At 66.4% G+C, this 20932-nt stretch carries 19 protein-coding genes; 12 read left to right on the top strand and 7 right to left on the bottom strand.

The features are described 5' to 3' along the window. The first annotated feature begins 14 nt into the window (after positions 1–14). The 6 genes from ACFWB0_RS10445 (at position 15) to ACFWB0_RS10420 (ending at position 8358) form a co-directional block, all read left to right on the top strand. Complete coding sequence (locus ACFWB0_RS10445) at positions 15–866, top strand: Bax inhibitor-1/YccA family protein (RefSeq protein WP_378490374.1); 852 nt, start codon at positions 15–17, stop codon at positions 864–866. A gap of 171 nt (positions 867–1037) precedes the next feature. Then, positions 1038–2423, top strand: a complete 1386-nt coding sequence (locus tag ACFWB0_RS10440; RefSeq protein ID WP_378490373.1) for a cystathionine beta-synthase — start codon at positions 1038–1040, stop codon at positions 2421–2423. A gap of 13 nt (positions 2424–2436) precedes the next feature. After that, the gene (locus ACFWB0_RS10435) at positions 2437–3588 is read left to right on the top strand and encodes a cystathionine gamma-synthase (protein ID WP_378490372.1); all 1152 of its coding nucleotides are present in this window, start codon (positions 2437–2439) and stop codon (positions 3586–3588) included. 70 nt (positions 3589–3658) lie between these two features. Continuing rightward, positions 3659–4882, top strand: a complete 1224-nt coding sequence (ilvA, locus tag ACFWB0_RS10430) for a threonine ammonia-lyase (RefSeq protein ID WP_378490371.1) — start codon at positions 3659–3661, stop codon at positions 4880–4882. 70 nt (positions 4883–4952) lie between these two features. Next, on the top strand, positions 4953–6872 hold the full coding sequence (locus tag ACFWB0_RS10425; protein WP_378490370.1) for a YecA family protein: 1920 nt from the start codon (positions 4953–4955) through the stop codon (positions 6870–6872). A 148-nt stretch (positions 6873–7020) separates the two neighbouring features. Beyond that, positions 7021–8358 (top strand): NlpC/P60 family protein, encoded by a 1338-nt coding sequence (locus ACFWB0_RS10420; protein WP_378490369.1) that lies wholly within the window; start codon positions 7021–7023, stop codon positions 8356–8358. 85 nt (positions 8359–8443) lie between these two features. On the opposite strand, the gene greA is transcribed toward ACFWB0_RS10420, so the two are convergent. Continuing rightward, complete coding sequence (greA, locus tag ACFWB0_RS10415) at positions 8444–8938, bottom strand: transcription elongation factor GreA (protein WP_378490449.1); 495 nt, start codon at positions 8936–8938, stop codon at positions 8444–8446. Positions 8939–9176: 238 nt separating this feature from the next. Next, positions 9177–9605 (bottom strand): DUF4307 domain-containing protein, encoded by a 429-nt coding sequence (locus ACFWB0_RS10410; RefSeq protein ID WP_378490368.1) that lies wholly within the window; start codon positions 9603–9605, stop codon positions 9177–9179. 160 nt (positions 9606–9765) lie between these two features. Here ACFWB0_RS10410 and mca point away from each other — a divergent pair, with 160 nt between their 5' ends. Together mca and ACFWB0_RS10400 are read left to right on the top strand one after the other, a co-directional pair. Continuing rightward, positions 9766–10644 (top strand): mycothiol conjugate amidase Mca, encoded by an 879-nt coding sequence (mca, locus tag ACFWB0_RS10405; RefSeq protein WP_378490367.1) that lies wholly within the window; start codon positions 9766–9768, stop codon positions 10642–10644. Next, positions 10641–10943, top strand: coding sequence for a hypothetical protein (locus ACFWB0_RS10400; RefSeq protein ID WP_378490366.1), 303 nt, complete (start codon positions 10641–10643; stop codon positions 10941–10943). The genes mca and ACFWB0_RS10400 overlap by 4 nt, the downstream gene beginning before the upstream one ends. A 132-nt stretch (positions 10944–11075) precedes the next feature. Here the strand turns inward: ACFWB0_RS10400 and arfB are convergent, their stop codons facing one another. Next, positions 11076–11504 (bottom strand): alternative ribosome rescue aminoacyl-tRNA hydrolase ArfB, encoded by a 429-nt coding sequence (gene arfB, locus ACFWB0_RS10395; protein WP_378490365.1) that lies wholly within the window; start codon positions 11502–11504, stop codon positions 11076–11078. A 176-nt stretch (positions 11505–11680) separates the two neighbouring features. Then, positions 11681–12379, bottom strand: coding sequence for a TetR/AcrR family transcriptional regulator (locus ACFWB0_RS10390; protein ID WP_378490364.1), 699 nt, complete (start codon positions 12377–12379; stop codon positions 11681–11683). A 108-nt stretch (positions 12380–12487) separates the two neighbouring features. On the opposite strand from ACFWB0_RS10390, the gene ACFWB0_RS10385 reads away from it, so the two are divergent. Beyond that, positions 12488–14596 (top strand): ABC transporter permease, encoded by a 2109-nt coding sequence (locus ACFWB0_RS10385; RefSeq protein WP_378490363.1) that lies wholly within the window; start codon positions 12488–12490, stop codon positions 14594–14596. On the opposite strand, the gene ACFWB0_RS10380 is transcribed toward ACFWB0_RS10385, so the two are convergent. Further along, positions 14593–15528: a mechanosensitive ion channel family protein gene (locus ACFWB0_RS10380; protein WP_378490362.1), complete on the bottom strand. Its 936-nt coding sequence runs from the start codon at positions 15526–15528 to the stop codon at positions 14593–14595. The two genes, ACFWB0_RS10385 and ACFWB0_RS10380, sit on opposite strands and share 4 nt — an antisense overlap. Before the next feature lie 46 nt (positions 15529–15574). Continuing rightward, positions 15575–16240 (bottom strand): hemolysin III family protein, encoded by a 666-nt coding sequence (locus ACFWB0_RS10375; protein ID WP_378490361.1) that lies wholly within the window; start codon positions 16238–16240, stop codon positions 15575–15577. 157 nt (positions 16241–16397) lie between these two features. Between ACFWB0_RS10375 and ACFWB0_RS10370 the strand changes: the two genes are divergently transcribed. Further along, a complete protein-coding gene (locus ACFWB0_RS10370; protein WP_378490360.1) occupies positions 16398–17165 on the top strand; it encodes an isoprenyl transferase in 768 nt (255 codons plus the stop codon). 5 nt (positions 17166–17170) lie between these two features. On the opposite strand, the gene coaA is transcribed toward ACFWB0_RS10370, so the two are convergent. After that, on the bottom strand, positions 17171–18103 hold the full coding sequence (gene coaA / locus ACFWB0_RS10365; protein ID WP_378490359.1) for a type I pantothenate kinase: 933 nt from the start codon (positions 18101–18103) through the stop codon (positions 17171–17173). Positions 18104–18278: 175 nt separating this feature from the next. On the opposite strand from coaA, the gene ACFWB0_RS10360 reads away from it, so the two are divergent. Further along, entirely contained in the window at positions 18279–19469 is a 1191-nt protein-coding gene (locus ACFWB0_RS10360; RefSeq protein ID WP_378490358.1) for a DUF885 domain-containing protein, read from the top strand. A 93-nt stretch (positions 19470–19562) separates the two neighbouring features. Beyond that, positions 19563–20858, top strand: coding sequence for a serine hydroxymethyltransferase (glyA, locus tag ACFWB0_RS10355; protein ID WP_378490357.1), 1296 nt, complete (start codon positions 19563–19565; stop codon positions 20856–20858). Positions 20859–20932 lie beyond the last annotated feature (74 nt).

The raw sequence follows: 20932 nt of genomic DNA, 5'->3' as shown, positions 1-20932 counted from the left end.
AAGGGAAGTGCACGGTGCGCACCACCAGTAATCCGGTGTTCCGCAACCTGCCCAAGCAAGAGGGCGGCGGATACGCCTCATTCGGCTCTGCGACAGCGGGCGCCGCTCAGGCCACTCAGCAATTCGGACAGCCGCAGCACGCGCCTGCCGATCCGTGGGCGCGCCCCACCGATCAGCGGTCCATGACGATCGACGACGTCGTCACCAAGACCGGCATCACACTCGGTGTGCTCGCAGTCACGGCGCTCATCTCGTACGTCCTCGTCCACTCCAACGTGGGCTTGGCACTGCCCTTCGTGATCGGCGGCGGCCTGATCGGCCTCGTCCTGGTCCTCGTCGCGACGTTCGGCCGCAAGATGGACAACCCGGCCATCGTCCTGGCCTATGCGGTCGCGGAAGGCTTCTTCCTCGGCGCGCTGTCGTTCATGTTCACCGACATCACCTTCGGTGGTGCAGGCGGCGGGACACTGATCGCGCAGGCGATCCTCGGTACGTTCGGTGTCTTCTTCGGCATGCTCGTCGTCTACCGCACCGGCGCGATCCGCGTCACGCCGCGGCTGACCCGCATGATCGTCGGCGCTCTCGTCGGTGTCCTGATCCTCGCGCTCGGCAACCTGGTCGCGGGCTTCTTCATCGACGGCGGCCTCGGCCTGCGCGACGGTGGCGCCCTTGCCATCATCTTCAGCCTCGTATGCATCGGCATCGCCGCGTTCAGCTTCCTGCTGGACTTCGACGCCGCCGACCAGCTGATCCGCGCGCAGGCGCCGGAGAAGGCTGCGTGGGGCGTGGCGTTCGGTCTCACCGTCACTCTGGTCTGGCTGTACGTCGAGATCCTTCGACTGCTCACCTACTTCCAGGGCGACTAGCCACAGCGCACAACGGCCGGACCACCTCGCGGTGGTCCGGCCGTTGTCGTTCGTCCGCGGCGCTGTGGCCGAAGGTGAGATCGGGCCATTCCGAGTGCATCGATGTCACATTCGGCCATGAGGGGGACGGTCGAGAGGCCCCGAACAACCACGGTCTGAGATCATGGTGGTATGCGCATTGCGGATTCTGTCGTCGACCTCATCGGCAATACCCCCCTGGTCAAACTCAACTCGGTGGTCAAACCCGGATCGGCGCTGGTAGCAGCGAAGATCGAATACCTCAACCCCGGCGGAAGCTCGAAAGACCGCATCGCGGTGAAGATGATCGATGCGGCCGAGGCCTCGGGCGAACTGAAGCCGGGCGGGACGATCGTCGAACCGACTTCCGGGAACACCGGCATCGGCCTGGCGCTCGTCGCCCAGCAGCGCGGATACAAGTGCGTCTTCGTCTGCCCCGACAAGGTCAGCGAAGACAAGCGCAACGTACTCAAGGCCTACGGCGCCGAAGTGGTCGTATGCCCGACCGCGGTGCCGCCGGAGCATCCCGACAGCTACTACAACGTCTCCGACCGGCTCGCCCGCGAGATCCCCGGCGGCTGGAAGCCGAACCAGTACTCCAACCCGGGCGGTCCCGAGAGCCACTACGAGACCACCGGCCCCGAGATCTGGAACGACACCGACGGCAAGATCACGCACTTCGTCGCGGGTGTCGGTACCGGCGGCACCATCAGCGGTACCGGCCGCTACCTCAAGGAGGTGTCGGGCGGCAAGGTCAAGGTCGTCGGCGCCGATCCCGAAGGCTCCGTGTACTCCGGTGGCACCGGTCGCCCGTACCTCGTCGAAGGCGTCGGTGAGGACTTCTGGCCTGCCGCATACGACCCTGCCATCCCCGACGAGATCATCGCCGTCTCCGACGCCGACTCCTTCGAGATGACACGCCGCCTCGCCCGCGAGGAAGGCATGCTCGTCGGCGGCTCGTGCGGTATGGCGATGGTCGCGGCACTCGAGGTCGCCGAGCGAGAAGGCCCCGACGCCGTGGTCGTCGTGCTGCTGCCCGACGGTGGTCGCGGGTACCTGTCGAAGATCTTCAACGACAAGTGGATGGCATCGTACGGATTTCTGCGTGCTCCGCTGGACGGCAAGCCCGACGACTCCGTGGTCGGCGACGTGCTGCGAGGCAAGTCCGGCGACCTGCCCGCCCTCGTGCACACTCACCCCTCCGAGACCGTGCGCGACGCGATCGAGATCCTCCGCGAATACAGCGTGTCGCAGATGCCCGTCGTGGGCGCCGAACCGCCGGTCACCGCAGGTGAGGTCGCCGGGTCGGTGAGCGAACGCGAACTGCTCAGCGCCGTCTTCGAAGGTCGCGCCAACCTCGCCGACTCTGTCGAACAGCACATGAGCCCGCCGCTGCCCAACATCGGCGTCGGCGAATCGATCTCTTCCGCCACGAAGGCGTTCGGCGACACCGACGCGCTCATGGTGATCGACGACGGCAAGCCCGTCGGCGTCATCACCCGCCACGATCTTCTTGGTTTCATCTCCGAAGGCCGATAGGACACCGATACACATGACGGACAACACCCAGCACGGGTTCGCCACACGCGCCATCCACGCCGGCTTCGAGCCCGACCCGCAGACCGGCGCGGTCAACGTGCCGATCTACGCGTCGTCGACGTTCGCTCAGGACGGCGTCGGTGAGATGCGCAACGGCTTCGAGTACGCGCGTACCGGCAACCCCACCCGCCGTCCCCTCGAAGCGAACCTCGCTGCCCTCGAAGGCGGCGCCTACGGTCGCGCATTCGGTTCCGGTATGGCCGCCACCGACTGCCTGCTGCGCTCGGCGCTGCGGCCCGGCGACCACCTCGTGATCCCCAACGACGCCTACGGCGGCACGTTCCGGCTCATCGACAAGGTCTTCACGCAGTGGGGCATCGAGTACACGCCCGCCGCGGTCAACGACCTCGACGAGGTGCGCGCGGCCCTGCGCCCGAACACCAAGCTCGTGTGGATCGAGACCCCCACCAACCCGCTGCTCAACATCGGCGACATCGCTGCACTCGCCGACATTGCGCACACCGGTGGGGCGAAACTCGTCGTCGACAACACGTTCGCGTCGCCGTACCTGCAGCAGCCGCTGTCGCTGGGCGCCGACGTCGTGCTGCACTCGACCACCAAGTACATCGGCGGTCACTCCGATGTCGTCGGTGGTGCTCTGGTGGCGAACGACGAAGAACTCGACACCGCGTTCGCGTTCCTGCAGAACGGTGCCGGTGCAGTTCCCGGGCCGTTCGACGCCTTCCTCACCTTGCGCGGGATCAAGACCCTTGCGGTGCGCATGGAGCGTCACAGCGACAACGCCGAGAAGATCGTCGACGCGCTCTCCGGGCACAAGGCCGTCACCCAGGTGCTGTACCCGGGCCTCGACTCGCATCCGGGCCACGAGGCTGCAGCGAAGCAGATGCGCCGGTTCGGCGGCATGATCTCCGTTCGTCTCGCCGGTGGCAGGCAGGCTGCGCTCGACTTCTGCAAGCGCACCGAGATCTTCACGCTCGCCGAGTCGCTCGGTGGCGTCGAGTCGCTGATCGAGCACCCGGGTGCCATGACCCACGCGTCGACGGCGGGCTCGGCTCTCGAGGTGCCGGACGATCTCGTGCGGCTCTCCGTCGGCATCGAGGATGCCGCCGACCTGCTCGCCGACATCGAGCAGGCTCTCGGATAGCTCCCGCGACACGCGAAGAGGCGCCCTTCGGGGCGCCTCGTTCGCGTTCCGGGTCGCCTACCCTGAGGCGATGGGTGCATTCGATCAGGTGCGCGTCGGGGAACCGGAGATCCGTGCGGCCGCGGAGATGCTCGCGCCCGTCATACGACGAACCCCCGTGTTGCCGTCGCGCGTGCTCTCCGAACGCACCGGGGTGCCGGTGTGGTTCAAATGCGAGAACCTTCAGCACACCGGCTCGTTCAAACCGCGCGGTGCGTACTACCGCATCGCGCGACTCGCAGCCGACGACCGGGCGCGCGGCGTCGTGGCGGCCAGTGCGGGGAACCATGCGCAGGGCGTCGCGTGGGCGGCAGCCGGGCTCGGGATCGCGTCGACGGTGTTCATGCCGGTCGGTGCCGCTCTGCCGAAGGTCGCCGCGACCCGCGCCTACGGTGCCGACGTCCACTTCACCGGCCACACGATCGACGACGCGCTGGTGGCGGCCCAGGACTTCGCGGCGCAGACGGGCGCGGTCTTCATTCATCCCTACGACCACGAGGACGTCGTGGCCGGGCAGGGCACCGTCGGGCTCGAGATCGCCGAACAACTCCCCGACGTGAGCGCCGTCGTGGTCCCGACCGGCGGCGGTGGTCTGCTCGCGGGGGTCGCCGCGGCGCTGACCGCGGTCCGTCCGGGGATCCGAGTGATCGGAGTGCAGGCCGAGGGAGCGGCCGCGTGGCCTGGTTCGCTGCAGGCGGGGCACCCCGAACGAGCACCGGGCATATCGACCGTCGCCGACGGTATCGCCGTGGGAATGCCGGGGGCCGTGCCGTTTCCGCTCGTTCAGGATTACGTCGACTGCGTCGTCACCGTCAGTGATGACGCCCTCGCCCGCGCTCTGGTGCTGTGCATGGAACGCTCCAAGCTCATCGTCGAGCCCGCGGGGGCAGCTGCGGTCGCCGCGCTGTCCACTGCCGGACTGGAGTTCGACGGACCGGTCGCCGCGATCCTCTCCGGCGGCAACATCGACCCGCTGGTACTCACCCATGTGATCGGGCACGGCCTGCGGGCCGATGGTCGCTACCTCGCTGTGCGCGTGTCGATTCCGGATCGACCGGGCGCGCTGGTGGGGTTGCTGAGCGTGGTGGGCAACTCGGATGCGAGCGTTGCCGACGTCGTGCATTCGCGCACGGCGAGGCAGCTCGCGCTCGATGAGGTGCAGGTTGCGTTGACGATGGAAACCCGTGGCGCGCAACATCGTAGTGAGGTGCTCGGCGCTCTTGGTGATGCCGGATACGCGGTGGAGATCGAATAGTGCCGCACCGGCGACGGTGAAGTCGTCTGCAACGACCCTCAGGTCGTATCGGCCCCGTACGATCACGCGTGTGGACTTCGACTACGACCTCGCCGCCGATGATGCGCTGATCGCCGCCGTGCTTCCCCTGCTTCGAGAGCACGGACCGCTCACGCTCGACGAGATAGGGGAGCGGCTCGCGTCGGGTGGCGATGCCGACGATCTGAACCTGCCGATCGAGGAGCTGCCCCTGCATCCGATGCTGGCCTATCTCAGCGACGACCGGTACGCCGCGTTCGACGCGCTTCTCGGAGGCCGCGTCCTGACACATCGGCTCACCGAATCCGAGATCGCGTCCGCCGTGCTTCCCGTCGACGAGTTCTCTCCGCTGCTCGTGTTCGTGACCGGCGACGAGGCCTACGACCTCGTCGAGGTGGACGACGAGCCCGACCGTCTCGCAGATCGCGGCATCGTCGACCTCGAGTCGTTCTCCGGCGAGGCGCTCGTATTCCGACGGGGCGCGTTCGCCGAGCGATCGCCGGGTGATCTCGTGGCCGCGACAGTGACGGACACGGGCCTGATGATCGCGCCGGCAGTTGCCACGACCGACTCCGCGCCCGAACTGGCCTCCGTGTTGGAGGCGGCGCTCGCATCTGGTGATCCCGCTCAACTCGAGGCGTCGGTGTTCGCCGCGATGGTCGAGGCGCCCACCGCGTTCACCGAGCCGGGATTGCCGTTGTCGGAACAGATCGAGAAATCGGGACTGGAGATGTCGGGCGGTCTCGTGGCGCCGTCCGGGTTCGACTTCGCGGGCTACCTCGCCCGCAGCGCATTCGATTCCTATGCCGAACAGGTCGGTGTTCCGGTCGAGGCGGTGCCCGGCGTCGTGTTGTTCGCGTCCCTCGTCGACGCGATCGACACGGGAGACGACAGCGACCTCGAGTCGCGGTTCTCGGAGGGCAAAGCCGGACTGTTCGCGGTGTTGTCCGACCCGGACATCGCGGAGACGGTCCTCGACGAGCTCTTCGACCAGGCGATTGCACCCGAGTCGATCGAGCGTGCCGCGTTGTGGTCGAAGGACCACGGGCCGCGGAAGGTCGGTGCTGCGGCGTACTGGCTCGCAGGGAAGGCCGCGGAGGCCGCTACCCGTGTCGATGATGCTGCCCGCTACTTCGAGCGCTCCACGGACCTGGACTCGGAGTTCGACCCGGCTCTCGAAGATCTGGCGCGATACGTTTCCGACGGCGGGGATGCCGTCCGTGCGTTGTCGTTGCTCGGTCGGTCGCTCGACGGCCCGGATCACCCGTTGCATTCGGTACTGGAGGCCTTCCAGCCCGCGGAGCGTCCGGATCTGGGCCGCAACGATCGGTGCTGGTGCGGGTCGGGTCGCAAATACAAGTCCTGCCATCTGGGAAGGGCCGAGCACTCACTGGAGGACCGCGCGCCCTGGCTGTACTTCAAGGCATGCATGCAGTTGACGGAGTTCCTGTGGGTGGAGACGCGATTCGATCTCGCGGATGCGCGTTGTGGATACAGCGACAACGAAGACGACCTGGTGGCGGTGTTGTCCGACCCGCTGCTCGACGATGTGATGCTCGGCGAAGGCGGCGGGCTGGCGCAGTTCGCGGAGGTTCGAGGCCATCTGCTGCCGGAGGACGAACGCGAACTGCTCGCGCAGTGGCTGCCGGTGGAGCGCTCGGTGTACGAGGTCGAGGCGGTCGAGGTGGGGGAGGGCCTGACGTTGCGCGATATGCGTTCGGGCGAGCAGTGCGAACTGACTGCGCCCGCGGTGAGTTCGGAGGTTCCGGTCGGTGGACTGTTGTGCGCGCGGGTCTTTCCGGTCGGCGACACCTGGCGGATCCTGGGAGCGGCCACGCCGGTCACCCGGGAGCAGTGTGATGCGATCATCTGGTTGCTCAGTGAAAGGCAGGACGACGCCGAGTTCACCGCTGTCCGGCTCGTGGAGCTACTGACCGATCCGTCCTTATCCGTACAGGCAACGGACGGGTAACAACGAGGTACGTCCCGTCACATCAACCCCACTCGTTTCATAACTGGAACGTGTTCTTAAATATATGTGATATCAAGTAGCGGAACCCGTGCCGGTGATCGGCATCACAAGTACGGTGGGGTCGTTCGAAGATGGATGGGGGTTGCGTATGTCGGTAGACCCGTCTGCGGTCATCGTGGCGGTTGCCACGGCAGCGAGTGCGCTCGTGCAAGGAGCGGACATACCAGCAGAGATACGAGATCAGGTGACGTCGGCGATCGAGTCGTTCGAGGCAGGGGCCCCGGACACCGACAAGCAGGTCGAAGACTTCGTCGCAGCGTTGCCTGAGCAGATGCAGGGGCAAGCCGAGCAGGTGGTCGCCGACACCACCGACTCGCTCGCGACGGCTATCGAGCCGCATTTACCGGAGGAAGCGCTCGAAGCGCTCCGGCCGCCTGCACCGGAATCCGAGATCGCGCCGGCAGCGCCTGCGCCCCGGCCGAATGCCTTCGGAATCGCGCCGGTGCCCCAGGCCCCGATACTCGGCCCGCAACCGGGCGCCACGATAGGTGGCGTCACCCTCCCGGCGATTCCGGCGATTCTGCCGGGCACCGGCCTGGCACCCATCGGGGCCATCGCGGTGTTCGCTCCGTGGCTGCGCAAAGCCGGGGAAATCTGCGATGGAATCACCGCGCCGGTGCTCGCGGCCCTGTACTCGGCCGAGAACGGCTTCCGCTTCGGAGCGACCGCCCCTGTGTCGCCGGTCGGCGCGAAGGGGCCCGGACAGTTCATGCCCGGTACGTGGCGTGAGTACGGAAAGGACGCCGACGGTGACGGCAAGGTGGACATCCTCGGCATCGCCGACCCCGTCATGGCATCCGGCAACCTGTTGTGCGACAACTACAAGCAGATCGACGACTGGAAGAAGCGTGGCCTTGTCCAGGGCGACACATTGGATCTGACGATCGCGGCTTACAACGCTGGTGCGGGTGCGGTCCGCCGATCGGGTGGTATGCCTTCCGGGCTGCCCGACTACGAGAATCAGACCAAGCCGTACGTCGCGAAGATCCGGGCCACCGAAGCAGCGTTCTCCCGGCTGCTCTCGCCGTTCCTCGGCCTCGGACTGGGCGGCGCGAGCGACGTCGGCAACCGCGTCGTCGACCTTGCGTTCAAGTTCCTGGGTCTGCCGTACGTCTGGGGCGGCGGCAACATCAACGGGCCCTCCGGTGGCGGCTTCGACTGCTCGGGCCTGACCTCGTACGCGGTGCACGCCGCGACCGGCATCACTCTGCCCCGCACCTCGGAAACCCAGTGGCATGTGGGTACCGAGATTCCGCTCGAGCTTGCCCGTCCGGGTGATCTCCTGTTCGGTAACTGGCAGGCCGGCGGACCCGGTCACGTCGCGATCTACATCGGCGGCGGCCAGATGGTGCATGCACCGACCACCGGCGATGTGGTGCGTGTCGGCGCGGTCTTCCCCGACATGAAGGCCCGTCGGATCATCTGACGCAGTAGCAACGAGCGAGCGCAGTAGCAACGAGCGAGGCCCGGCCGGAAAATCTCCGGCCGGGCCTCACTCGTGTACGTCGGAATCAGCCTCGGTACGGCTCCGCGGAAGTCAGCGTCACCTTCATCTTCTTGCCGTTGGGCAGCGCGTATTCGCGAGTCTCGCCGACCTTGGCCTCGATGAGGGCCTTGCCGAGCGGGGAGCTGGGCGAGTACGTCTCGAGCTCACTGTTGCGCGCGCCCTCTTCGCGGGTCGCGATGAGGAACGTTTCCTTGTCGGACTCGTCGCCGTCGTAGTACACCGTGACGACCGAACCGGGCAGCGCGACACCGGACTGCGTGGGTGCGACGCCGACCTTCGCGGCACTCAGCAACTCCTGCAGCTGACGGATGCGTGCTTCCTGCTGACCCTGCTCTTCGCGGGCGGCGTGGTAACCGCCATTTTCCTTGAGGTCACCCTCTTCACGCCGCTCGTTGATCTCGGCCGCGATGACGGGACGATTGGCAATGAGTTGGTCCAGTTCCGCCTTGAGACGGTCGTGGGACTCCTGCGTCAGCCAGGTAGCCTGGGTCTCGGTCATCATCGATCACTTCCTTCGGGTTGGAGCCCCCGGCTCCGTGGACAAGTCGTGCATACGCAACGACCGCAACAGCACGACCCTCGTCGTTCCCCCTGTAATGCGGTGAACGGGGTCGCACTGTCTCTGATGCAGCAATACACGGCCCCAATGGGTGGAACCGTGTATTCGCATATTCTAGCACCAGTGCGGGGTCGTGCACGGAAGTCGCAGTACAACCCCGGTGTGGACCGCACTGACGTCAGGGCGCGTGCAGGTATTCCGGAACGTTGAAGCTGCAGCCGTACCCGTCGCCCATGCCGGGGCGCTGTGATGTCTTGACCGTCGAATCCAGTACCACCGTCGATGTGTCCGACGCGGGGACGAAGATTTCACGCCGACCTGTTTCGCTGCCGTCCCGCGATCGTGCACGAACGATGCACACCGCTTCCTGCGACGGGTCCTTGCGCGTGACCGACAACTTGATATCGAGGGTGTCGTCGTCGATGACCTCGAACGCGACCACTTCGTACTCGATCTCGGCGGGCCCGAACTGCTGGAACATCACGAATCCCAGCCCGATCCCCGCGATGACGCCCATGGCCGTGAACCCCCACTTCTTGCCGCGGGTCGTCCGTGTCTTCGACGGATATCTCGCGCTGCGGCGGGGTTCTTCTGGAGTGTCGGTCATCATTTTCTTTCGTGCCAGGGCCGAAGTTCGGGTGCTCCCGTGGGGCCACGGCTGACGGAGGAGTTGTCAGGTGGAACTATAGGGGAGGGATCCGAACGGCCCGCACCGGCGGTAGCTGTCCGGTCCCGAGACATACACGACGGTGAGGTGGAGGAAACACGTGAGCGGACTACGGCTCATGGCCGTGCATGCCCATCCCGATGACGAGTCGAGCAAGGGTGCCGCCACTACGGCCCGCTACGCAGCGGAGGGGCACGATGTGCTCGTCGTGACCCTGACAGGCGGCGAACGAGGAGACATCCTCAATCCTGCGATGGACGTGCCCGGTATCCGGGACCGCATGCCCGAGGTGCGCCGCGAGGAGATGGCGACCGCGGCCCGTCACCTCGGGGTGCAGCATCGCTGGCTCGGCTTCGTCGACTCCGGGCTTCCGGAAGGCGACCCCAAGCCGCCGCTGCCCGAGGGGTGCTTCGCGGTGGTGCCGCTCGACGGGCCCACCCGCAAGCTCGTCGAGGCCATCCGGGAGTTCCGCCCCCATGTCATGACCACCTACGACGAGAACGGTGGCTACCCGCACCCCGATCACATCCGTTGCCACGAGGTGTCGATGGCTGCGTACGACGCGGCAGCCGACCCCAACTACCACCCCGAGCTCGGCGAGCCGTGGGAAGTGCAGAAGGTCTACTTCTCGCACGGCTTCATCCGTAAGCGCATCGAACTGTTCCGCGACGAGTACGAACGTCGCGGCGAACCGTTCCCGATGGAGGAGTGGCTCAGCCGCTGGCGCACCGAGCAGGGCGATCTCATGGCACGGGTCACCACCCAGATAACCTGTGGTGACTACTTCCCGAATCGCGACGATGCGCTTCGGGCTCACGCCACTCAGATCGATCCGAACGGGTCGTTCTTCGCGGTGCCGCTGGATATCCAGCAGAAGGTGTGGCCGACCGAGGAGTTCGAGTTGGCAAAGACCCGCGTCACCACGAAGATCCCCGAATCGGATCTGTTCGCGGGTATCGAGGACGGACAGGTGAGATGACGTTAGGCACGCTGGCAATCGAGGTTCTCGCGCAGGCACCCGCCGGCCCGGAGTTCGGTAAGGCGTCGCCCCTCGGCCTCGCGCTGGTCCTCTTGCTGCTGGTCGCCATCGTTCTGCTCATCTGGAACATGAACAAGCGACTCAGCAATCTCCCCGAGACCTTCGAGCCGGAAAGCCCCGAGGCCGACCAGGCCGCCGACGAGGGCACCGACCGTGGCGCTGCGGACGCGCGCGCAGAGGACACCACTGAGGATGTCACCGAGAAAGACGGGAAGCAGACTCCTCACAGCGGGAAGTGAGCCCCATGTAGCGTCAGGCCAGGTCCGCCCGGATCGTGAGGATTGCGGCCTGTAGCCGGTCGCGGCCGGCGGTCTTCGCCCAGGACGTCGCTGGCGTGGGTTTCGGCACTGCCCCGGGGGCGAAACCTTCGGTCAGTCGTCAGGGGAGGCGCGGCGGTTGCGTTTGGTGACGCCGCGCCGCTTCTTCGCGGAGATGCGACGTTCCTTTGCTCTGCGCGAGGGCTTGGTGGCGCGGCGAACAGGTGGCGGGGCGGCAGCGGCGTCACGTAGTAACGAGGCCAGGCGTTCGCGGGCAGCCGCGCGGTTCTGCAGCTGTGCGCGTTGCTCCGATGCGGCGATCGTGAGCACCCCGTTGACCAGGCGGGTGGCCAGGCGGTCGAGCATTCGGGTGCGCAGCCGATCCGGCACCGAGGGGGAGTTGGCGAGGTCGAACGACAGCTCTACCCGGCTGTCGGTGGTGTTGACGTGCTGCCCTCCCGGACCGGACGACCGTGAGAACCGTTCGCGTAACTCGGACGCGGGTATCACGAGCACCCCAGTCACGGTCAGGTCCTCTGCCATGATCCGACGCCACTCTTTCCGGTCCGCGAGTCGACTTGGCCACGTCGGCCCGTCTACGACTGAATGGTGACCTTGTGGTTCACGATAGCGATGACCTTGTCGCCTGTGATCGACCGGTCACGGCGGTGCCCAAATTGCGCGAGGCGCTTGCTACCCGCTGACTGCTGCCCCCGCGGTCACGGCCAGACCAGGGAGCTGCGCGCTCCGAGGAAGTCCCCCTCGCTGGTCACCGGTGCTTCGAGCAGTCCCGCACAGGCGTCGATGAGGAAGTTCGCGAAGCCGGTCCAGTTGGGCTCGGCCTGCTCGGTCCCGAGTCGCTCCTCGTAGTCGGCGCAGAGGTCGGTGACGATGCGACCGAGGATCCACGACCGGCCGGTGAGTACCGACGACGGGATCTCGGTCAGCAGCCCGCGTATGCGTTGGATGAGGTCGTCCACGACCGGATCGGCCGTGATGGTGCCGGCCACGGTCTCGGCAATCGACGGGACGCTTCGCATCTGGCGGAGGAATCGCGCACGCCAACCAGGGATCGGCATCGACGCCAGTTGGTCGGTGAACGGAACGATGAGGCAGGTCAACAGATCTCGTAGGCCCGAGTCCGGGCCGAGCATCGCGAGGAGTTCCCGCCGCCGGGCATAGGTGTCGTCGGAGAATCGGTGCAACAGGGCGCGGATGAGTTCGTCGCGGCTGCCGAAATGGTAGTTCACCGCGGAGTGGTTGGAGTTGCCGGCGTGCTCCGCGATGCGACGGTTCGATACCGCGTCGATGCCGTGCTCGGCGAAGAGTTGTTCCGCGGAGTCGAGCAGAGCCTGCCGAACCCGATCGCCGTAGCTGCCCATGCCCGCTTCCGTCGCTTTCTCGAGTCGGTCGAACACCCCCGCCGGGGTGGGACGAAGGTCACCAGTCTTGCATCTTGGAGGATTTAAGACACTTAGCGTAACATTTTTAAGTCACGCAACGTAATTATTCGAGGAGTATTCGCCATGTCCACATCGACCCTCGAGCAACCCACAGGCGAACCGCCGGGCGACGGCGAGCCGTCCGAAGCCGACCTTGCTCGTGCCCGCAAGGAAGAAATCGGCCGATACGTCGCGATCTTCGTCATGCCCTTCCTGATGGTCGGAATGATGATCACCGGGTATCTCGCCGCGATGCACGCCCCGGCGCCGAACAACATGCCGATCGCCGTGGCCGGGTCGACCGAGCAGGCCGTCCAGTTCGCTCGCACGCTCGAGGACGCCGATCCCGATGCCGTGGACGTTCGGGTCGTATCCACGGCCGACGAAGCGCGCGACCTCGTCTTCAGCCGTGAGGTTGCGGGCGCGGTGTCGCTGTCGGACACCGGGTCCGCCACGGTCTACACCGCGGGTGCCGCGGGTGCCTCTCAGTCGTCCACCGTCACCGGCCTGCTGGCGCCACAGGTGATCGGTCAAGGGCTCGATCTGGTCGCCGAAGATCTGGCGCCGCTACCAGGCAACGACACCGCAGGTCTTGCTGCAATGTTCATGGCCACGGGGCTGATGCTCGCGGGTTACATGCCGTGGAGCATCACGTTGTCGAACTCACCCGAATTGCTACGCACGCGCCGTGCGATTCCGCTCCTCGCCGGTTGGTCCGCGCTCATCTCCGCGCTCGTGTGGTTCATCGCCGGCCCGGTGCTCGGTGCCATCGAAGGGCACACCGCTGCGATCCTGGGAATCTCCTGGCTCGCGGTATTCGCCGTGGGCTCGGTGCAGCTGTTCCTGACCAAGATCTTCGGTCCGATGGCCGTGCTCGTCGGCATGCTCTTCATCATGGTGCTCGGCGTTCCCGCGTCCAACATGGGCATGTCGATCTACACGTTGCCCTCGCTCTACACGACGTTGCATGCCTTCCTGCCGACGGCGGCGACCGGTGAGGCCATTCGCTCCGTCCTGTACTTCGACGGTGACGGACTAGGTTCGAATGTCCTCGTCCTGGTGATCGGTGCGGTGGTCGCGCTCGCCGCGACCCTCGGTGTCGATGCGATCAAGCGCAAGCGCAACCCCGACGGGGGCGACCCGGAGATCACGGTGGCCTCGCTCACCGCAGGCCCGCGACCCGAGCGCAATTGGGTCCGCTACCTCACCCTCGGATGCTTTCCGCTCGCGATGGTCGTCATGATGTTCTCGATCATGCTCGGCGCGATGTACCAGCCGGCGCCGCGCGAGATGCCCGTCATCGTGGTGGCCGCGACGATGGAGCAGGCCGAACAGAGCGTGGCCGGACTCGAACAGAACATGACCGGACTGTTCGAGCTGACCGCGTCCGACTCCGTCGACGAGGCGAGTGCCGCCGTTGCGGACCGCAGCGTTGTCGCTGCGTACGTGTTGCCTTCGGTCGAGTCTCCGACGGCGACGCTGATCACCAGCCAGGCCGCCGGAATGAGCCAGCAGCAGGTGGTGGCGATGACGTTCGAGCAGGTCTCTGCGGGAATGCAGGTGCCGCTCACCACGGAAGATCTTGCGCCGCTCCCTGACTCCGACACCATGGGCACGGTCACGATGTATGTCGCGATGGGCTGGATCATGGCCGGATTCATGCTTGCGGTCGTGGGCAACAGTGCCGCTCCGGCGGCCATGCGGTTGAAGAAGCTGCTCCCGATCGCAGCCGGGTTCTCGGTGTTCATGTCGCTTGTCGTATGGGTGATCGCCGATCCTCTCACCGGCGCCCTCGACGGACACTTCCTGCAGTTGTTCGGTACCGGAATCGTCGCGATCTTCTGCACGGCGATGTTCTCCACGCTGCTCACCAGGTTGTTCGGGATGCTCGCGGTCATCCCCGCCGTCGCGATCCTGATGTTCCTGGGTGTGCCGGCGTCGAACGGTGCGATGTCGGTCTACATGAGCCCGGAGATCTTCCGCGTGCTGCACGACATTCTGCCGATGCCCGCGGCCGTCGAGTCGATCAGATCGATCGTGTACTTCGGTGCGGATGCCGTGGGCACCCATCTGGTGACGTTCGCGATCTGGGGTGTCGTCTCGCTCCTGGGAGTGATCGCGATCGACATCGTGCGTGGCAGGAAGAAGCCGGAGGGCTCGGTGACCGCAGAAGAAACGGTCGACGTCTCCTAGGAACCGGCGACCGTCGCGAGCATCAGCGACGGCGACTCGATGCCACTGGAATCGAACGCCTCGAGTACCGCGCCGGTCAGTGCACGCCGAACCGCCCACTGTTTGCCGGCGCGCACTCGCACCGTCATGCGCAGAGTGACCGCACCTGCCGTCACCGAGTTCACGCCGAGCAACTCCGGCTTCTCGAGAACGAACGAGGCGAGGTCGTCACGCTCGACCGTGTCGAGCACCGCCCTGAAGGCGACCTGCTGGGCACGGTCGACGTTTGCGGTGGGGGCGACGGGAACGTCGACGACTGCGACCGCGTGGCCCTGGCTCATATTGCCGACGCGCTGGATCTCGCCGTTGCGGCAGTACCAGAGGGTGCCGTCGATGTCGCGAATGGTGGTCACGCGGAGCCCGACGGATTCGACCGTGCCGATCGCGTCGCCCACATCGACCACGTCACCCACGCCGTATTGGTCCTCGAGCAGCATGAACATGCCGGAGATGAAATCCCGGACGAGGTTCTGAGCGCCGAAACCGAGCGCGACACCGGCGATGCCGGCCGATGCGATGAACGGTGCGACGTTGAACCCGAGCGTCGCAAGGGTCTGCAACACCACCCAGGCGAGCACCACGATCGAGACGCCCGATTTGAACACCGAACCGATGGTCTGCGCCCGTTGGGCGCGACGTTCGCGCACGGCCGGGTCGCCCATACCGACACCGTTCCTGGCCGCACGTTCTTGGAGCGGTCGCAGGATGGATCGTTTGGTGCTGCTGTCCTCGTCGACCGTAGGTCGCGGCTTGGTCATGCGATCGATCATCTTGTGCAGCACATAGCGCAGAAGCACCGCCACGACGATGTAGCTCACAATCGTCAGCGGACGGTCGATCAACCAGTCGCGGTGGGTGTCGGTCAGTTCGAAGGACAGGAGCGAAATAGGCATCCCTTCGATGTTATCAATCCGTGATCATCGTGGCCAGGAGCGATGCTCAGGCGAAGACGACGAGCCACACCGCCACCGCATGACACAGTGCCGCGATCACGGTCGCCGCGTGGAAGAACTCGTGATGTCCGAACGTCGAGGGCCACGGATCGGGCCACTTCGTCGCGTACAGGATCGCTCCGCCGCTGTAGAGCAGACCGCCGACGAGGAGCAGGATCATCGGCGCGACGCCGGCCGCGGCCACGAGATCGCCGGCAACGGGGACGATGGCCCACCCGAGCAGCAGATAGAGCGGTACGCCCACCCATCGCGGTGCGGTCGGCCACAGCATCTTCAGCGCGACACCGGCTGCCGCTCCCGCCCACACGATCGACAGGAGGGTCCGTCCGGTGTCGGGCGGCAGGGCGAGCGTCGCGAACGGGGTGTAACTGCCCGCGATGAACACGAAGATCATCGAATGATCGGCGCGTTTCATCCACATTCGGTGCCGGGGGTCGGTCCAGTGGACGCGGTGGTACAGGGCGCTGACGCCGAAGACGCCGCACACCGTGATGCTGTAGATCGCGGTCGGCCACGTTGCAGCGGGATGCGTCGCTGCGGCGAGGCTCACCAGGACGATGCCCGCGACCACGGCGGCCCCGAATGCCCAGAGGTGGATCCACCCGCGCATGCGGGGTTTGACGGGCAGTTCGTCGATTCCGAAGACCGTCATGTGCGCGGATCCTTCCCGACCGGCCGGTAACCTACGGTTACGTAGGTTTGGTGACGTCAGGCTACCGGGGCGTGGGCGGGGCGCGCGAGTGTTGTTGCCCACCGACGCAAACCGCGACAACCCGGGGGCGTAATGTGACTCACGTGGTGATGACGCGGTGAGGCTCAGCGGCGTGCTGTACGGGCTCTACGAACGGCGGCTGCTCAGGGAGCTCGAGGGTGCGCGCCACCCACGACACGTCGCGGTGATGTGCGACGGCAACCGCCGATGGGCCCGCGAGAACGGGTTCACGGACGTCGCTCACGGCCATCGCATGGGCGCCCGCAAGATCGCCGAATTGCTGAGCTGGTGCGACGCCGCGGGCATCGAGACCGCGACGATCTATCTGCTCTCCACCGAGAATCTGAGTCGCGACCCCGAGGAGCTCGATGCGCTGCTCGAGATCATCGCCGACGTCGTCGAAGAGATCTCGGCGCCGGGTCAGAACTGGAGCGTGAAGATCGTCGGCACCCCCGAATTGCTGCCGGACGATCACGCCACACGGTTGCGTCAAGCCGCTGCGGGGACGGCCGGCCGGACCGGCACACACGTCAACGTCGCAGTCGGATACGGCGGCCGGCAGGAGATCGTCGATGCGGTACAGGCGCTGCTGCGCAAGAAGCAGGCAGAAGGACTGTCGGGTGACGCACTGATCGACGCGGTCACCGTCGCCGACGTCGACAGTCACCTCTACACCTCGGGGCAACCCGACCCGGATCTCGTCATCCGCACCTCCGGCGAGCAGCGCCTCTCGGGTTTCCTGCTCTGGCAGAGCGCGTACTCGGAGATCTGGTTCACCGAGGCGTACTGGCCCGAGTTCCGGCGGGTCGACTTCCTCCGCGCACTCCGTGACTTTGCGGCGCGGCACCGCCGTTTCGGGGTTTGACCGGGTCAGATCTTACGCAACCGAAGCCGGTTGATGGAGTGGTTGGCGTCTTTGCGCAGCACCAGGGTCGCCCGCGGCCGGGTGGGAAGAATGTTGTCCACCAGGTTCGGCAGGTTGATCGAATGCCACAGTTCCTTCGCGGCGCTCATCGCGTCGCGATCCGACAGTCCGGCGTAGTGGTGGAAATGTGCATCAGGGTTCGAGAACGACGTCTTCCTCAGCGCGAGAAACCTGTCGACGTACCATTTCTCGATGTCCTCGATGCGGGCGTCGACGTAGATCGAGAAGTCGAACAGGTCCGACACCATCAGGCGGGGGCCGGTCTGCAGAACGTTGAGACCCTCGATGATGAGGATGTCGGGCTGCCGCACCACGTGGTACTGGCCGGGCATGACGTCGTACGAGATGTGTGAATAGAGCGGGGCTGCAACTTCTTCGGCCCCCGACTTGACCTCGGTGACGAAGCGCAGCAGCTTCCGCCGGTCGTAGCTCTCGGGGAAACCCTTCCGATGCATGATGTTCCGGCGGATCAGTTCCTTCGACGGATACAGGAATCCGTCGGTGGTCACCAGATCGACCCGGGGGTGATGCTCCCATCGCGCCAGCAGTGCCTGAAGCACGCGCGCGGTGGTGGATTTGCCGACGGCGACCGAGCCTGCGACGCCGATCACGAACGGCACCTGGCGGTCGGGGTGTTTCTCCCCGAGGAAGGTCGCGGTCGCCGCGAACAGCCGCTGCCGCGCTGCGACCTGGAGGTGGATCAGGCGAGCGAGAGGCAGGTACACCTCGGCGACCTCGACGAGGTCGATCTGCTCACCGAGTCCGCGCAGACCCACCAGTTCGTCCTCGGTGAGTACGAGTGGGGTGGACTTGCGGAGTGTCCGCCACTGCTTGCGGTCGAACTCGACGTACGGGCTGGGTTCGCTCAGGCGCGCCATCGGCACGTCCCTCCGACGACGCACATCCCGTCGATGCGGTCCTTGGGTGGGTCGTGGCGCTGCGTGTCCATGCAGGGGATTGTGCTCGCTGACACAGGATGATGCGTCGCCGGGGTCCCCGCGCGTCTCGGAACTGCGCGCCGCCTCGCAGGGGGAGCGACTAGGGTTGCCGGGTATGGGATCGGACGCATTCGTACGGGAATACCTGCAGCTCGGGCTGGCTTTCGACCGCCTCGAAGAAGGATTCGTCGACGCCTACACGGGCGACCCCGAGTTGCGCCGTCGAACGGAGAACGCGCCCGCGCCGGTGCCTCGTGATTTATCCCACATTGCGCAGAGGCTCCGCGATGAGCTTCCGGCCGCGGGACTCTCGGACGAGCGAACCCGATTCCTCGATGCCCACCTGCGCGCCCTCGACTGCTCCGCCCGCACCTTCGCCGGCGACGACATCGGATTCGTCGACGAGGTCGAGGCCTACTTCGACGTGCATATCGAGCCGGGCAACGAGGACGACTACCGCGACGCGCATCGTCGCCTCGACGCGCTTCTGCCTGGCGGGGAGCCGCTGGCAGAACGGCTGCAGGCCCATCGCAAGGCCGAGGTGATCCCGGCCGACCGGCTCGAAGAATGTGTCGAGGCGTTCTCGAGCGCGCTCCGCGACAAGGTCCGCGCCGTCTATCCGCTGCCCGAGACCGAGCGCGTCGAATACGAGGTGGTCGGCGACAAACCGTGGTCCGGTTTCAACTATTACCTCGGCGACTACCGGTCGCGGGTGGCGATCAACTCCGATCTCGAACAGCAGATGTCGAACCTGCCGCGGCTTATCGCGCACGAGGCCTACCCCGGGCACCACACCGAACACTGCAGGAAGGAAGCGGGCCTCGTCGCGGACGGGCAGGGCGAGCAGACGCTGTTCCTCGTCAACACCCCGCAGTGCCTCATGGCCGAGGGGCTCGCCGATCTCGCGCTCGAGGCGATCGTCGGGCCCGGGTGGGGGCTCTGGGCGCAGGAGATCTACGCGGACCTGGGCATGCGATTCGACGGAGAACTTGCCGAGGCTCTGGGGGAGGCGTCCGCCGGGCTGCTGTCGGTCCGTCAGGATGCAGCCCTGCTCCTGCACGACCGTGGGCGCAGCCACGACGAGGTCGCCGCGTTCCTGCAGCGCTGGACGCTGGCGAGCCCGGAGCGTGCCCGGCAGTCGCTGCGGTTCCTGTCATCGCCCCTGTGGCGCGCGTACATCAGCACCTACGTCGAGGGCTACCGGCTGCTCGGTGGCTGGCTCGCCCAGGCCCCGGTGGGCGTGGAGCGGGCCGAACGGTTCCGCAGACTGCTGGACGAACCGCTCGTGCCGAGCTCACTGCGGTGACCTCGATCACCTGCGGGGACCGGGTTCCTCGGAGCAGGGTGCGGTTCGTAGACTGGAGGTCGTATCCTGCCGCCCTCAGCTTGGAGAATCCTCGTGACAACTGTGCCCGGCACTGACGTCAACACCGCTTCGCTCGCCGATCTCGACCCTGAGGTCGCGCAGGCGATGGCCGGCGAGTTGGCTCGTCAGCGCGACACCCTCGAGATGATCGCGTCGGAGAACTTCGTGCCGCGCGCGGTGCTGCAGGCTCAGGGCAGTGTGCTGACCAACAAGTACGCAGAGGGCTACCCCGGTCGCCGCTACTACGGCGGCTGCGAGCACGTCGACGTCGTCGAGGACCTCGCCCGCAACCGTGCGAAGGAACTGTTCGGCGCCGAGTTCGCCAACGTGCAGCCGCACTCGGGCGCGCAGGCCAACGCGGCGGTGCTGATGGCGCTCATGACGCCGGGGGAGAAGCTCCTCGGCCTCGACCTCGCGCATGGCGGCCACCTCACGCACGGCATGAAGCTCAACTTCTCCGGCAAGTTGTACGACGTCGCGTCCTACGGTGTCAGCAAGGACGATCACCGCATCGACATGGACGAGGTCCGCGACATCGCGCTTCGTGAGAAGCCGAAGGTCATCGTCGCCGGCTGGTCGGCGTACCCGCGGCAGCAGGATTTCGCGGCCTTCCGGGCGATCGCCGACGAGGTCGGGGCCTACCTGTGGGTCGACATGGCGCACTTCGCAGGCCTTGTCGCTGCGGGTCTGCACCCGTCGCCCGTTCCGTACGCCGACGTCGTGTCCACGACCGTGCACAAGACCCTCGGTGGGCCCCGCTCCGGCCTGATCCTCGCCAAGAAGGAGTGGGCCAAGAAGCTCAACTCCGCGGTGTTCCCCGGCCAGCAGGGCGGCCCGCTCATGCATGCGATCGCCGCGAAGGCCGTCGCGCTGAAGATCGCCGCGGGCGAGGAGTTCAAGGACCGTCAGCAGCGCACGCTGTCGGGCGCTCGCATCCTCGCCGAGCGGCTGTCGCAGGCCGACGTGGCCGACAAGGGCATCTCCGTCCTGACCGGCGGCACCGACGTCCACCTGGCTCTCGTCGACCTGCGTCACTCGCAGCTCGACGGACAGCAGGGCGAGGACGCGCTGCACGAGGTCGGTATCACCGTCAACCGCAATGCGGTGCCGTTCGATCCGCGCCCGCCGATGACCACCTCGGGCCTGCGCATCGGCACCCCGGCGCTCGCAACCCGCGGTTTCGGCGACGAGCAGTTCACCGAGGTCGCCGACATCATCGCGCAGACCCTCATCGGTGGCGCCGACCTCGATGCGCTGCGTGCCCGCGTGAGCAAGCTGGCGCAGGACATCCCGCTGTACGAGGGCCTGGAGGACTGGCCCCTGATCTGAGTTTCGCAGGCCGGGTTCCCGGTCTCGATCCGTTCTTCTCGTGAGCCCGGTCTGCACCGAATTCGGTGCAGACC

The organism is Rhodococcus sp. NPDC060086, from assembly GCF_042730275.1.
In the GTDB taxonomy this organism is placed as follows: Bacteria; Actinomycetota; Actinomycetes; order Mycobacteriales; family Mycobacteriaceae; genus Rhodococcus.
Note: the sequence above shows the minus strand (reverse complement) of the source record. Positions and strands in the feature narration are given on the sequence as shown.